This window comes from Rhodoplanes elegans, from assembly GCF_016653355.1.
Taxonomy (GTDB): domain Bacteria; phylum Pseudomonadota; class Alphaproteobacteria; order Rhizobiales; family Xanthobacteraceae; genus Rhodoplanes; species Rhodoplanes elegans.
In genome coordinates this window covers 21,329-33,845 of the sequence record NZ_NHSK01000195.1, presented here as the reverse complement: position 1 = coordinate 33,845, position 12,517 = coordinate 21,329, and the positions used below count along the sequence as shown (strand labels likewise).

The 12,517-nt window shown below is 70.7% G+C and carries 12 protein-coding genes and 1 pseudogene; 6 read left to right on the top strand and 7 right to left on the bottom strand.

The genetic code is table 11. From position 1 onward, the window contains the following. A pseudogene (locus CCR97_RS23280) lies at positions 1 to 1,049 on the bottom strand (hypothetical protein); the annotation flags it as partial. Between the two features lie 277 nt (positions 1,050 to 1,326). Between CCR97_RS23280 and CCR97_RS23275 the strand changes: the two are divergent. Next, positions 1,327 to 1,740 (top strand): thioesterase family protein, encoded by a 414-nt coding sequence (locus CCR97_RS23275; RefSeq protein ID WP_111360535.1) that lies wholly within the window; start codon positions 1,327 to 1,329, stop codon positions 1,738 to 1,740. Between the two features lie 256 nt (positions 1,741 to 1,996). On the opposite strand, the gene CCR97_RS23270 is transcribed toward CCR97_RS23275, so the two are convergent. Together CCR97_RS23270 and petA are read right to left on the bottom strand one after the other, a co-directional pair. Further along, complete coding sequence (locus CCR97_RS23270) at positions 1,997 to 4,093, bottom strand: cytochrome c1 (protein ID WP_111357434.1); 2,097 nt, start codon at positions 4,091 to 4,093, stop codon at positions 1,997 to 1,999. Between the two features lie 40 nt (positions 4,094 to 4,133). Then, positions 4,134 to 4,664 carry a ubiquinol-cytochrome c reductase iron-sulfur subunit gene (gene petA / locus CCR97_RS23265; RefSeq protein ID WP_111357433.1) on the bottom strand — a complete coding sequence of 177 codons (531 nt, stop codon included), beginning with the start codon at positions 4,662 to 4,664 and terminating at the stop codon, positions 4,134 to 4,136. 355 nt (positions 4,665 to 5,019) lie between these two features. On the opposite strand from petA, the gene CCR97_RS23260 reads away from it, so the two are divergent. The 4 genes from CCR97_RS23260 to CCR97_RS23245 all read left to right on the top strand — a co-directional run bounded on the left by CCR97_RS23260 (position 5,020) and on the right by CCR97_RS23245 (position 8,211). After that, positions 5,020 to 5,544 (top strand): tRNA (cytidine(34)-2'-O)-methyltransferase, encoded by a 525-nt coding sequence (locus CCR97_RS23260; RefSeq protein WP_111357432.1) that lies wholly within the window; start codon positions 5,020 to 5,022, stop codon positions 5,542 to 5,544. Positions 5,545 to 5,680: 136 nt separating this feature from the next. Beyond that, the gene (hemF, locus tag CCR97_RS23255; protein WP_111357431.1) at positions 5,681 to 6,631 is read left to right on the top strand and encodes an oxygen-dependent coproporphyrinogen oxidase; all 951 of its coding nucleotides are present in this window, start codon (positions 5,681 to 5,683) and stop codon (positions 6,629 to 6,631) included. Positions 6,632 to 6,664: 33 nt separating this feature from the next. Then, a complete protein-coding gene (locus CCR97_RS23250) occupies positions 6,665 to 7,822 on the top strand; it encodes an AAA family ATPase (RefSeq protein ID WP_111357430.1) in 1,158 nt (385 codons plus the stop codon). Positions 7,823 to 7,875: 53 nt separating this feature from the next. Then, on the top strand, positions 7,876 to 8,211 hold the full coding sequence (locus tag CCR97_RS23245) for a CCDC90 family protein (RefSeq protein WP_111357429.1): 336 nt from the start codon (positions 7,876 to 7,878) through the stop codon (positions 8,209 to 8,211). Positions 8,212 to 8,226: 15 nt separating this feature from the next. On the opposite strand, the gene CCR97_RS23240 is transcribed toward CCR97_RS23245, so the two are convergent. From CCR97_RS23240 to CCR97_RS23225, 4 genes are all read right to left on the bottom strand, one after another. Then, a complete protein-coding gene (locus CCR97_RS23240; RefSeq protein WP_201159909.1) occupies positions 8,227 to 9,504 on the bottom strand; it encodes a CCA tRNA nucleotidyltransferase in 1,278 nt (425 codons plus the stop codon). Then, positions 9,501 to 9,764: a DUF6111 family protein gene (locus CCR97_RS23235; RefSeq protein WP_111357428.1), complete on the bottom strand. Its 264-nt coding sequence runs from the start codon at positions 9,762 to 9,764 to the stop codon at positions 9,501 to 9,503. Before CCR97_RS23235 ends, CCR97_RS23240 begins: the two co-directional genes overlap by 4 nt. 98 nt (positions 9,765 to 9,862) lie before the next feature. After that, positions 9,863 to 10,534 carry a CoA pyrophosphatase gene (locus CCR97_RS23230; protein WP_111357427.1) on the bottom strand — a complete coding sequence of 224 codons (672 nt, stop codon included), beginning with the start codon at positions 10,532 to 10,534 and terminating at the stop codon, positions 9,863 to 9,865. Between the two features lie 22 nt (positions 10,535 to 10,556). After that, positions 10,557 to 11,177, bottom strand: coding sequence for a DUF1285 domain-containing protein (locus CCR97_RS23225; RefSeq protein ID WP_338049129.1), 621 nt, complete (start codon positions 11,175 to 11,177; stop codon positions 10,557 to 10,559). Positions 11,178 to 11,509: 332 nt separating this feature from the next. On the opposite strand from CCR97_RS23225, the gene CCR97_RS23220 reads away from it, so the two are divergent. Continuing rightward, positions 11,510 to 12,514 (top strand): AAA family ATPase, encoded by a 1,005-nt coding sequence (locus tag CCR97_RS23220; protein ID WP_111357426.1) that lies wholly within the window; start codon positions 11,510 to 11,512, stop codon positions 12,512 to 12,514. Positions 12,515 to 12,517 lie beyond the last annotated feature (3 nt).

Here is a 12,517-nt window from a genome sequence, read left to right as displayed (position 1 = left end):
TCCTCCGGGGCGGGCGGCGGCGGCACCGGCGGGGCGTTCTCGATCTTCTCGGACAACGCCCGCACCTCGGCGACGAGGGCGGCGAGCGCATCGCCCGAGGCGACCGTCGAGACGATGCCGCGCAGCGTGCCGACCGCGTCCTGGAGCTGGTGCAGAACGGTCGCGTCGAGGCCCTCGGCCGTCACCTCGTCGATCTTGTGGAACAGCGTGTTGACCGAGCCGGCGAGCTCGCCGGGGCCGAGCCCGCGCAGCGCGTCGCGGACCTCGGCGAGGCCCTGCTCGAGCGGCGCCAGCACGGCCGGGTCGAAGCCGCCGCCGCGGCTCTGGTCGAGCTTCGAGGCGAGCGCCCGCACCTCGCCCTCCAGCGCCTCGAAGGCGTGGCGGGGGACGAGATCGTGGACGGCGCGGCCGATGCGGCGCAGCTCCTCGCGCAGCTCCGCGGCGATCTCCTCGGCCCGGCAGGGCGAGCGCAGGGTCTCGATCTGGGTGGTGATCAGCCGGAGCTGCTCCTCCAGCCGCGACAGGTCGAGCGGCGCCGGGGCGAGCGCCGCCGGGTCCATCACGGGCGCGAACATGCTCGGCACCGACGGCGCGCTCTCGCTCTCGAGCGCGCGCTGGCGGGCCGCGATCTCGGCGACGGCGCGGTCGAGCGGGCTGGCGCCGAGGGCGCTGGCCGGCGCCGTCACGGGCACCGTGGCCTCGGTGGTGTCGAGGGTGGTGTGGACGAGCCGTTCGAGCTGGCGGGTGATGCCCTCGAAGCGGTTGCACAGGGCGACGAGGTCGCGGTCGGGCAGCGCCCGGCCCGGCAGCGCGGGCGCCGTCGGCGCGCGCTGATCCACGGACGCGGCCGTCGGCGCAGCCGTCGCCGGCGCGGAGGAGACCTCGGGCGCCGCCGTGGTGGCGAAGTCGGTCGGATCGGGGGTGCGCTCGTCCGGGATGACCGAGCCGAGCCACCGCCGGAACGACGATCCGGCCCGATGCGCCTTGTCGGGAGCTTCGTCCCGCGCGTCGCGGCGACCCCCTTTGACGTAACCTGGCGCGCCTGTCATGTGGATACCCGGCCCAAACGCATCGAACGGAACCGCGACAAAGGTGCGCCGACATCCGGTCGTTAACGAACGATGGAATCGGGACGCGATCGGCGATCCTCGTCCCGACTTTCCACGGGTCACGGTAAAGAAGCGGTTAAGCGGGGCTCACCGGGGCGCGAATTCGGGGCGGTGCGACACCGCTGCAATGGCGCCTCGGCGACGCGGCCCCCGCGATGGCGGTGCAGCGATGCCGGCCGACGGTCTCCTGATCTGATTTCACGAACATGGGTGTGACATGACAAGCGCGGCATCGGGCCTTTTCGTCGGACTGAAGGGACGGGCCGGGCTGGTGGTCGGCGACGAGCACACCGCCGTGCGGGTCGGCAGCGGCGGCGTCACGGCGCTCGCCACGCCCGTGATGGTGACGCTGATGGAAGCGGCCGCGGTCGACGCGGTGGCGGCCGCGCTGCCGGACGGCCAGCAGAGCGTCGGCGTCAGGCTCGATGTCGATCACCGCGCCGCCACGCCGCGCGGCATGCGGGTCGAGGCGGAGGCCGAGCTGGTGGCGATCGACGGCCGCACGCTGACCTTCAAGGTGACGGCGCGCGACGCGGTCGAGACGATCGGCGAGGGCACGCATGTGCGCGCCGTCATCGACACGGCGCGCTTCGACCAGCGCCTCGCAAAGAAGACGGCCGCCGCCGGGTGAGGCCGGCCCCACCGGCTGCACGTTTCGTCATGGCCGGGCTCGTCCCGGCCATCCACGATTCTGCTGCCGCGACGCTGTCAGGTCGTGGATGCCCGCGACGAGCGCGGGCATGACGGAGCAAACAACTCGACGCCGGCATGCTGTCCGTTCGGCCGAACGATCCCCCTCCTCAAGACGAAGCCGGCCCGCTTTCGCGGGCCGGCTGATCGATGTCCGGTGATCGGCGACGCCTCGCGAGCGAAACGTCGTGATCAGATCAGGCGCTCTTCGAGTCGCCCGACGCCTTCGGGTGCTTCACCTCGTGCCAGACCTTCTGGTACGTGAAGTACAGGAGGCCGGTGAGCACCAGCACGAAGATCATCACCTGGAAGCCGAGCTTCTTGCGCGCCTCGAGGTGCGGCTCCGCCGTCCACATCAGGAACGCGGTGACGTCCTTGGCGTACTGCTCGGTCGTCTGCGGCGTGCCGTCCGTGTAGGTGACGACGCCGTCCGACAGCGGCGCCGGCATGGCGATCGCGTGGCCCGGGAAGTACTTGTTGTAGTTCGAGCCGTCCGGCAGCTTGAAGTCGGCGGGCGCATCCTCGTAGCCGGTGAGCAGGGCGACCATGTAGTCGGGCCCGGCCTCCTGATACTGGGTCAGGATGTCGAACACGAAGGTCGGGAAGCCGCGCTCGTAGGTGCGGGCCTTGGCCATCACCGACAGGTCGGGCGGCGCCGCGCCGTTGAAGGCCGCGGCCGCGGCCTGCGTGTTCGGGTACGGCGAGGGGAAGCGGTCGGCGAGACGACCGGCCCGCTCGAACATCTCGCCCTGGTCGTTCGGGCCGTCCTTCACCTTGGCCTCGGCCGCGACGGCGGCCGCCTGCTGGGTGGTGAAGCCCGGGCCGCCCGGCTCCGCGAGGTTGCGGAACGACACCAGCGAGAGGCCGTGACAGGCCGAGCAGACCTCCTTGTAGACCTGGAAGCCGCGCTGCAGCTGGGCCCGGTCGAAGGTGCCGAACGGACCCGCGAAGGTCCAGTTCTGCTGCGGCGGCTTGGGCTGCTCGCCCGCCGCCTGCGCCGTGCCGGTGCCGAACGCGAGCGCGCCCAGACCGATCAGCGCGACGATCGCCGCGACCGCCCCCGCACCGACCTTCTTCTTGCCGGCCACCGCCTCCGAGATCGAGTTCGGAACAGGCAGCGGCTTCTCGATCAGGCCGATCACCGGCAGCACGAGGATGAAGTGCAGGAAGTAGTAGGCCGTGAGGATCTGCGACGCGATCACGTAGCCGCCTTCCGCCGGCTTGGCGCCGAGCCAGCCGAGCACGATGCAGACCGCCACGAAGATCCAGAAGAAGATCTTGAACAGCGGCCGGTAGGTGCCGGACTTGACCTTGGAGGTGTCGAGCCAGGGCAGGAAGGCGAGGATCAGGATCGACGCGAACAGCGCGATGACGCCGGCGAGCTTGTCCGGGATGGCGCGCAGGATCGCGTAGAACGGCAGGTAGTACCACTCCGGCACGATGTGCGCCGGGGTGACGCTGGGGTTGGCCGGGATGTAGTTGTCGGCGTGGCCGAGATAGTTCGGCAGGTAGAACAGGAACCAGAAGAACAGCAGCAGGAAGGCCGAGAACCAGAACAGGTCCTTCATGGTGGCGTAGGGCGTGAACGGCACCACGTCGTCGTCGGACTTCGGCTCGACGCCGGCCGGGTTGTTCTGGCCGACCACGTGCAGGGCCCACACGTGCAGCACCACGAAGGCGACGATCACGAAGGGCAGCAGGTAGTGGAGCGAGAAGAACCGGGTCAGGGTGGGATCACCGACCGAATAGCCGCCCCACAGCCAGGTGACGATCGGCTCGCCGACCCACGGGATGGCCGAGAACAGGTTGGTGATCACGGTGGCGGCCCAGTAGCTCATCTGGCCCCACGGCAGCACGTAGCCGAGGAAGCCGGTCGCCATCATCAGCAGGTAGATGATCACGCCGATGATCCACAGCACCTCGCGGGGCTCCTTGTAGGAGCCGTAGTACATGCCGCGGAACATGTGGATGTAGACGGCGAAGAAGAACATCGCGGCGCCGTTGGCGTGCGCGTAGCGCATCAGCCAGCCGTAGTTCACGTCGCGCATCAGATGCTCGACGGAATTGAAGGCGAGGTCGACGTTCGGCGTGTAGTGCATCACCAGGATGACGCCGGTGACGATCTGGATGATCAGGATGAACGACAGGATCGCGCCGAACGTCCAGAGAAAGTTCAAGTTCTTGGGCGTCGGATACGACACGAAGGAGTCGTACAGCAGGCTGACGATGGGAAGCCGCGCCTCGAACCACTTGAGAGCGGGATGCGTCGGCTGAAACTTGGAAGGTCCACTCATTTTGGGTCTCTGTCCGGAGGGCACTGCGCGCCGCAGGCCGTCAGCCGATCTCGATCTTGGAATCGGACACGAAGCGATAGGGCGGGATCGCGAGGTTCAGCGGCGCCGGTCCCTGGCGGATGCGGCCGGAGTCGTCGTAGACCGAGCCGTGGCACGGGCAGAACCAGCCATTGTACTCGCCCGACTTGGCCATCGGGATGCAGCCGAGATGGGTGCAGATGCCGATGACAACCAGCCACTGCTCGTGACCGGGCTTGGTGCGGTCCTGGTCGGTCTGCGGATCCTTGAGCTGGCTCATCGGCACGGCCTGGGCCTGCGTCACCTCCTGCTTGGTGCGATGGGAGATGAAGATCGGCTTGCCGCGCCAGGTCACCTTGATCACCTGGCCTTCGGAGATGGGCGCGAGGTCGACCTCGATCGGCGCGCCGGCCGCGATGGTCGAGGCGTCGGGGTTCATCTGGGCGATCAGCGGCACCAACGTGAACCCCACCCCGATCGCGCCGACCGCGCCCGTGGCGATATAGAGGAAATCGCGCCGGGTCGGCTCTGATGGCAATGACGGATTGGTCACAGTCTTCGGTCCCTTTCGATACGATGGGCGGGCAACCCGGCGAGGGCCGACCCTGGCGAAGTCGGCGGCGGGATCGGCCGCGGCCGATCTCGCGTGCGGCGCGATCCGCGCCACATTGAATTCTTTCTATTGGCACCCTTTGGGCGGGAAGCGCAAGCCCGTCGGGTTGCCTGCGGCGTCATATGGCAAATAGGATGAGAGGGGTCCTGGTCCGGCGCATTATCGGGGCGGCGGCGAACCTGTCCCGGGAGGTGATCCCATGATCATCCATGGTCCTCATTCAGGGTGCGACAGGGCCGCCGCGGCGGCGCCGCGGCACGCCCTCGCCCGGCCGCACGCGACGGTCCGTTGACGCATGCGCATCGCCCTCTACGAGCCCGACATCCCGCAGAACACCGGAACGATCCTGCGACTCGCCGCCTGTCTCGGCGTGCCGGTCGACCTGATCGAGCCGGCCGGCTTCCCGACCACCGACCGCGCCTTCCGGCGCGCCGGGATGGACTATCTGGCTTACGTGGACCTGACACGGCACGCCTCGTTCGACGCCTTCGAGGCGGACCGGGGGACGCGGGGTCGGCGGCTCGTGCTGCTCACCACCAAGGCGGCGACGCCCTACACGGCGCATCGTTTCGCGCCCGACGACGTGCTGCTGCTCGGGCGCGAGACCGGCGGCGTGCCGGAGCGGGTGCATGCCGGCGCCGACGTGCGGGTGACGGTCCCGATGCGGCCGGGGCTGCGCTCCCTCAACGTCGCCATGGCTTGCGCCATGGTGGCCGGCGAGGCGCTGCGCCAGACCGGCGGCTTCGCCCCGGCCCTCGCCACGGCAGACCCGCTGTCCGGCGGGCCGGAGCCGCTTTCCTCCGCCCCGGTCGCGCTCTAGTCTTCCGAGACTAGCCTCGGCCCGCGGAAGCCTCGACCGCCCTGCTCGCCGCGATGCGGCCGTCCCGCCGGCCCCGACGCCGACGCGACGCTCCGTCAGCCGTTCCTGTCATATACCAAAAGCCGGATATGATCACATGACCACCCCCGTCACGCAGCCCACCACCGCCACGGCGCCCGGCCCCGTCTCCTCGCCGCTGCCCGAGCCCGCCGTGCTCGACGCCCGCAAGCGCGAGGCGCGCGCCTGGTTCGAGCGGCTGCGCGACGACATCTGCGCCGCCTTCGAGGCGATCGAGAACGACGCGCCGGCGTCGCTCTATCCGGACGCGCCGGGCCGCTTCGTGCGCACCCCGTGGCGGCGCACCGACCACGCCGGGGCGGACGGCGGCGGCGGCGTGATGGCGATGATGCACGGCCGGGTGTTCGAGAAGGTCGGCGTCCACGTGTCGACCGTGCACGGCGAGTTCGCGCCGGAGTTCCGCAAGGACATCCCCGGCGCCCTCGACGACCCGCGCTTCTGGGCCTCGGGCATCTCGCTGATCGCCCATCCGCGGAACCCGCACGTGCCGGCCGCCCACATGAACACCCGCTTCGTCGTCACCACGCGGGCGTGGTTCGGCGGCGGCGGCGATCTCACGCCCGTGCTCGAGCGCCGTCGCACCCAGGCGGATCCCGACACGGTGGCGTTCCATGCGGCGATGAAGCGCGCCTGCGACGCCCATTCCGACGTCGCCTCGTGGGAGCGGCTGAAGGCGTGGTGCGACGAGTATTTCTTCCTCAAGCATCGCAACGAGCCGCGCGGCGTCGGCGGCATCTTCTACGACTGGCTCGATTCCGGCGACTGGGCCGCCGACCTCGCCTTCACGCAGGACGTCGGCCGCGCCTTCCTGGACGCCTATCCGCGGATCGTGCGCACCAACCTCGCGACCCCCTGGACCGATGCCGAGCGGGACGAGCAGCTGGTGCGCCGCGGCCGCTATGTCGAGTACAATCTGCTCTACGATCGCGGCACCGTGTTCGGGCTGAAGACCGGCGGCAATGTCGAGTCGATCCTCTCCTCGATGCCGCCGCTGGTGAAATGGCCGTGAGCCCCGGTGAGCGGCCGTGACGGTGGCGGGACGATGCAGATTTCAGAGGTCGCGATCGCCGGCTACCGGTCGCTGCGCGGGATCCGGTTTCCGGTCGCGCCGCTGACCGTGTTCGTCGGCGCCAACGGCGTCGGCAAGAGCAATCTCTATCGCGCCCTGCAGCTCCTGCAGGCGACCGCGGCCGGCACGCTCGCCCGCGAGCTCGCCGCCGAGGGCGGCATGCAGTCGGCCCTGTGGGCGGGCCGACGCGCGGTCGGCGCGCCGGTGCGCATCAAGCTCGACGTCGAGATCGCCGACGAGACGGCCCGCTTCGCCTATGCGGTCGAGATCGGCCTGGTGCCGCCGATGGGCGCCGCCTTCCCGTTCGAGCCGCAGATGAAGGAGGAGACGCTCGTCCAGCACGGCGGGCGGCGCCCGCTGACGCTGCTCGACCGGCGCGGGCCGACCGCCCGGGTGATCGACGACGCCGGCCGCAAGCAGCCGCTCGGCGCCCCCCTGCTCGCCTCCGAGACGGCGCTCGGCACCATCCAGGACGCGGCGCGCTGCCCGGAGATCGACCGGGTCCGCCGGACCATGCTGGACTGGCGCTTCTATCACGACCTGCGCAGCGACCGGGACTCGCCGCTGCGCCGGCCTTGTCTCGCCGTGACGACGCCGACGCTGTCCTCCGACGGCGCCGATCTCGCCGCCGTGTTCGCCACGCTCGTGCACATCCGCGGCGACACGGCCGACCTCGACGCGGTGATCGACGACGCCTTTCCGGGCGCCCGCCTGGTGGTGCCGCCGCCGGAGCGCACCGCCGCGTTCGGCCTGATCTTCCCGGATTACCCCAAGCGCGTGTTCGAGGCCGGCGAGCTGTCCGACGGGACGCTGCGCTACCTGGCGCTCGCCGGCGCGCTGCTCGGCTACCGCCTGCCCGGCTTCGTCGCCCTCAACGAGCCGGAGGCGAGCCTGCATCCCGACCTGCTGGAGCCTCTGGCCCGGCTGATCGTGCGCGCCGCCCGCCGCACCCAGATCTGGGTCGTCACGCATTCGCAGCCACTCTCGGAGGCGCTCGCCGCGCAAGGCGGCGTGCGACCCCGCACCGTGGTCAAGCGCGACGGCGAGACCTGGATCGAAGGCTTGCGCCTCGGCGGCGATTTTGCAGATGACGACGAGGAGGAGGCTGGGGAGGACGCCGAGGGAGCGTGAGGCGCGGTGTCGCCCCTCTCCTCGAAAGCCGCGCATTCTGCTATGATTTTTCGATGACGATCGCGACCTTCGACAGCCTGAAGTTCGCCCGCGCCCTGCGCGAGAAGGCGAAGATGTCGGCCGAGCAGGCCGAGGGCTTCGCCGATGCGATCTCCGAAGCGATCCAGAGCGACCTCGCCAGCAAGGCCGATGTGACGGCGGTGCGGACCGAGATCAAGGATACGGAGCAGCGGCTGGACGCCCGGATCAAGGAGGCGGAGCTTCGCCTGGAGGCCAGCATCGCGGCGAGCAAGGCCGAGATCCTCAAATGGATGTTCGGCACCATCGGCTTCCAGACGCTGATCATTCTCGGCGCGGTGCTGGCGCTGTCGCGCGGCCTCAAGCCCTGACTCGGTGCCCGCGACCTACGCCGTCCGGTCCCCGCCGCGGCCGATGAGCACCGCCGCCACGATCCCGTCCAGCGCCTTCGCGTCCATCGGAAAATCTGCCGCGATCCAGGCCGCCTCGGCGGCCTTCATGGCGGCGCCGAGGGCCGGGCCGGCGAGGCCGCGGGCCATGAAGCGCGACGCCTTGACGGGGAAGCGCGGGGCGCTCCAGCGTTGCGGCAACGTCACGAGCGACGCCCAGGCGGCGGCTTCCGTCGTGGCGTCGGCCGCCGTCGGATCGCCGGCGCTGCCGGCGCGCGTCCAGGCGAGCAGCATGCGGTCGCCATAGGACACCGGCCCGAGCCGGTAGAGCAGCGCCTTCGCCTCGGCCTCGGCGGTGGTGGCGCAGAGCCGCCACCACCCGTCCGCCATCGCGGCGAGCCGGTCGCTCTCGGCATTGGTCAGCCGCAGCCGCTCGCGCAGCCGCTCGGCGTCCTCGGCCACCAGCACGGCGAGCGCGCCGAGCCGCCGCGTCGCCTCCGGTGCCAGGCCGAGATCGCGCTCGCGCGCCGCCATGGCGGACAGATCCCAGGGCCGGCCGATGCCGCCGAGCACGAGCTGCAGGATGCCGGTCTCCGCCATCGTCCGCAGGGTCGATGCCGCGGCCGGCGCGACCAACAGCTTCATCAGCTCCATCCGCACCCGCTCGCGCGACAGCCCGCGCAGCTTCTCGCGTCCGACGATGCAGGCGTGCAGGCTGTCCGGATCGGCCGCCCCGTTCCCGTAGGCCGCCTGGAAGCGGAAGAAGCGCAGGATGCGCAGATGATCCTCGTCGATGCGCCGCGCCGGCTCGCCGATGAAGCGCACCCGTCGCGCCTCGAGGTCGGGCAGGCCGTCGACCGGATCGTGGAGGGTGCCGTCCGGCGACAGCGACAGCGCGTTCATGGTGAAGTCGCGCCGCGCCGCGTCGACGCCCCAGTCGCGGCCGAACGCCACCGTCGCCTTGCGGCCGTAGGTCTCGACGTCCTCGCGCAGCGTCGTCACCTCGAACGGCGTGCCGGCGACCACGACCGTCACGGTGCCGTGGTCGATGCCGGTCGGCACCGCCTTGACCCCGGCCGCCCGCGCTCGCCGCATCACCTCCTCGGGCCGCGCCGTGGTGGCGATGTCGATGTCGCCGGGCGGCTCGCCGAGGAGGGTGTTGCGCACCGCGCCGCCGACGACGCGCGCCTCCTCGCCGTCGCGGTCGAGCATCGCCAGCACGGCGGCGAGCGGCTCCGCCGCGAGCCACGCGGCGGCGATGCGGCGTGTCGTCATCGCGTGGTGCCCGGCACGAACCGGCCGTTCTCCATGTGGGCCGGCACGTAGTTCGAGTTCGGCGGCGCTCCGCTGAACTCCGCCATGACGACGAGACTGGCGATCATCAGCGCGAGCGCCGCGAGCGTCAGCCAGCCGAGCACCGGAAGCCGCCACGAATCGGGATGGATCAGGCCCCGGCGCGTCGCCAGCAGAAACGCCGCATAGAGCACGAAGGGCGTGAGAAAGAGCGCGAGCTCGGTGAGAATCGGGCGGATCATGGCACGTCACACATCATGCACGTCACACATCATGAAACTCGCAATCATGAACGTCGCGACATCGCAGCGCGTCCGCGAACACCCGATCGCTTCCCTGATCATTTCTCGTAGATGCGTTCGTAGAGATTGCGGAGGATCCCCGCCGTGACGCCCCAGATGTAGCGCTCCTGATACGGCATCACGTAGAAGCGCCGCCGCAGGCCCTTCCACTCGCGGCTGTGCAGGGCGTGGTTCTGCTTGTCCATCAGGAACGCGAGCGGCACCTCGAAGGCATCCTCCACCTCGGCCTGGTTGAGGGTCAGCGTATAGCCGGGCGCGACCCGCGACACCACCGGAAGAATGCGGAAGCCGGAGAACGTGCAGTAGAGGTCGAGATAGCCGATCGGGTCGACGAGGCCGCGGTCGAGCCCGACCTCCTCCTCGGCCTCGCGCAGCGCCGCGTCGAGCGGGGTCGCGTCGCCCGGATCGATCTTGCCGCCCGGAAACGCGATCTGTCCGGCGTGGCTCGGCAGGCTGGTGGTGCGCTGGGTCAGGATGATGCCCGGCTCCGGCCGGTCGACGATGCCGATCAGCACGGCCGCCGGCCGCGCCGGGATGACGCCCGCCGCCGTCCACAGGTCGGGGTCGAGGTCGATGTCGCCGCGGGTCGCCGGCTGCTCCGGATCGGTCAGCGCCGCCGGCACCACCATGTCCAGCCTTTCGCGCGCAAGGTCGAAGAAGGCGTGGCCGAGCGTGAGCGGATCGACCGCCGGCTGGTCGGTCGTGGTCATCGGCGTCTGCCCCCCATCATCGTCACAGGTGATCATTCAAAGCGTCGGCCGACGTCATCGGGAAGAAGGCGGCGCCCGAGGCGACGCCGAACATGGCGGCGCCGTCGACCGCGCGCTCCTCGCCACGCGCCACCAGGTCGTAATAGACCGGCCGGACGACGCGAGCCCACAGGCCGCGCCGCACGTGCAGGTAGGGCTTGAGCCCGCCGGTGCCGGGCTCCGGCTCGAAGCGGAGCGCGTGGTCGGCGTCGCACGTCACCCAGTCGTCGACATTGGTGCGGAAGCGCAGCACCGGCGCGCCGTCCCCGGCCGCCGGCTCGGCCACCATCTCGACCGCCAGGAAGGGCGCGTCGTCGACCACGATGCCGCACTTCTCGACCGGCGTGACGAGCACGTAGCGGTCGCCGTCGCGGCGCAGCACCGAGGCGAACAGCTTGACGAGCGCGGCCCGCCCGATCGGGCTACCCTGGTAGAACCAGGTGCCGTCGGCGGCGATGCGCATCGGGATGTCGCCGCAGTCGGGCGGATTCCACAGATGCACGGGCGGCGGCCCGCGGCCGGCCGCGGCCGTCACGGCGCCGGCGAGCGACTCGATCGGTCCGGCTCCGCCCTGCCCCGTCCCGCTCTGCCCTTCCTTCGCCACGGTTCGCCTCGACTCTGTCCGGCTGCGCGGTCGCCGACGCCGATCCCCGCCCCTCGTCCGCTCGCCCGAAACGGTCGCGCGAACGTGATGCGGTGGTGTCCCGCCCCGACTCATCTCGACAGCCTATGGTGCATAGGTGAGAGTGGGAACGGCCGGGCGCAACAGTCGGCTGGCCCGATCGATGCATGGCTCGCGTCGCAGGGTGAGGTCGATCCGGAAAGCCGGCGGCCGATGGTGTCCGGACAGGTCCGGAGTGGTGTCCGGACCGTATCCGGAGTGGTTGATCGGCCGGCCCGGCGGACCCGTCGGGCGGCCCCGACGAGGAGCACGGCATGGCGCCGAGCGGCGAGAATCTCGAGAAGCTGGAAGACATGATCGTGCGCGCCGCGGAGACGACGGCGAGCCATGTGCGGGCCGCGCGTGCCGCGGTCGGCACCGTGATCTTCGGGCAGGACCGGGTCGTCGAGCACGCCATCATCACGATCCTGTCGGGCGGTCACGCGCTGCTGGTCGGCGTTCCCGGCCTCGCCAAGACCAAGCTCGTCGACACCATGGGCACGGTGCTCGGCCTCGACGCCAAGCGCATCCAGTTCACGCCCGACCTGATGCCGTCCGACATCCTCGGCAGCGAGGTGCTGGAGGAGAACCCGAGCGGCAAGCGCAGCTTCCGCTTCATCCCGGGACCGGTGTTCGGCCAGTTGCTGATGGCGGACGAGATCAACCGCGCGAGCCCGCGCACCCAGTCGGCGCTCCTCCAGGCCATGCAGGAGCAGCACGTCACGGTCGCCGGCGTCCGCCACGACCTGCCGAAGCCGTTCCACGTGCTCGCCACCCAGAACCCGCTGGAGCAGGAAGGCACCTATCCGCTGCCCGAGGCGCAGCTCGACCGCTTTCTCATGGAGATCGACGTCGACTACCCGGATCTCGAAGCCGAGCGGAAGATCCTGTTCGACACCACGGGCGCCGAGCAGGGCACGGCGAAGCCGGCGATGAGCGCCGACGACCTGATCGCGGCGCAGCGGCTGGTCCGTCGCCTGCCGGTCGGCGAGTCGGTGGTCGAGGCGATCCTCGCGCTGGTGCGTTCAGCCCGCCCCGGCGCCGAAGGCCCGGACGGCAAGCTGATCGCCTGGGGCCCGTCGCCGCGCGCCAGCCAGGCGCTGATGCTCGCGGTGCGCGCCCGCGCGCTGCTCGAAGGCCGCTACGCGCCGTCGATCGACGACGTGCTGGCGCTCGCCGAGCCGATCCTCAAGCACCGCATGGCGCTCACCTTCGCGGCCCGCGCCGACGGCGAGACCGTGCCGGGGATCATCGGCCGGCTGAAGGGCCGGATCGGATAGGCC

What these genes read in the sequence shown, in the direction of transcription:
- CCR97_RS23250 (WP_111357430.1), top strand. Translation starts at nt 6,665, where the DNA reads ATGCAGATTTCAGAGGTCGCGATCGCCGGCTACCGGTCGCTGCGCGGG.
- hemF (WP_111357431.1), top strand. Translation starts at nt 5,681, where the DNA reads ATGACCACCCCCGTCACGCAGCCCACCACCGCCACGGCGCCCGGCCCC.
- CCR97_RS23260 (WP_111357432.1), top strand. Translation starts at nt 5,020, where the DNA reads ATGCGCATCGCCCTCTACGAGCCCGACATCCCGCAGAACACCGGAACG.
- CCR97_RS23220 (WP_111357426.1), top strand. Translation starts at nt 11,510, where the DNA reads ATGGCGCCGAGCGGCGAGAATCTCGAGAAGCTGGAAGACATGATCGTG.
- CCR97_RS23235 (WP_111357428.1), bottom strand. Translation starts at nt 9,764, where the DNA reads ATGATCCGCCCGATTCTCACCGAGCTCGCGCTCTTTCTCACGCCCTTC.
- CCR97_RS23275 (WP_111360535.1), top strand. Translation starts at nt 1,327, where the DNA reads ATGACAAGCGCGGCATCGGGCCTTTTCGTCGGACTGAAGGGACGGGCC.
- CCR97_RS23240 (WP_201159909.1), bottom strand. Translation starts at nt 9,504, where the DNA reads ATGACGACACGCCGCATCGCCGCCGCGTGGCTCGCGGCGGAGCCGCTC.
- CCR97_RS23230 (WP_111357427.1), bottom strand. Translation starts at nt 10,534, where the DNA reads ATGACCACGACCGACCAGCCGGCGGTCGATCCGCTCACGCTCGGCCAC.
- CCR97_RS23245 (WP_111357429.1), top strand. Translation starts at nt 7,876, where the DNA reads ATGACGATCGCGACCTTCGACAGCCTGAAGTTCGCCCGCGCCCTGCGC.
- CCR97_RS23270 (WP_111357434.1), bottom strand. Translation starts at nt 4,093, where the DNA reads ATGAGTGGACCTTCCAAGTTTCAGCCGACGCATCCCGCTCTCAAGTGG.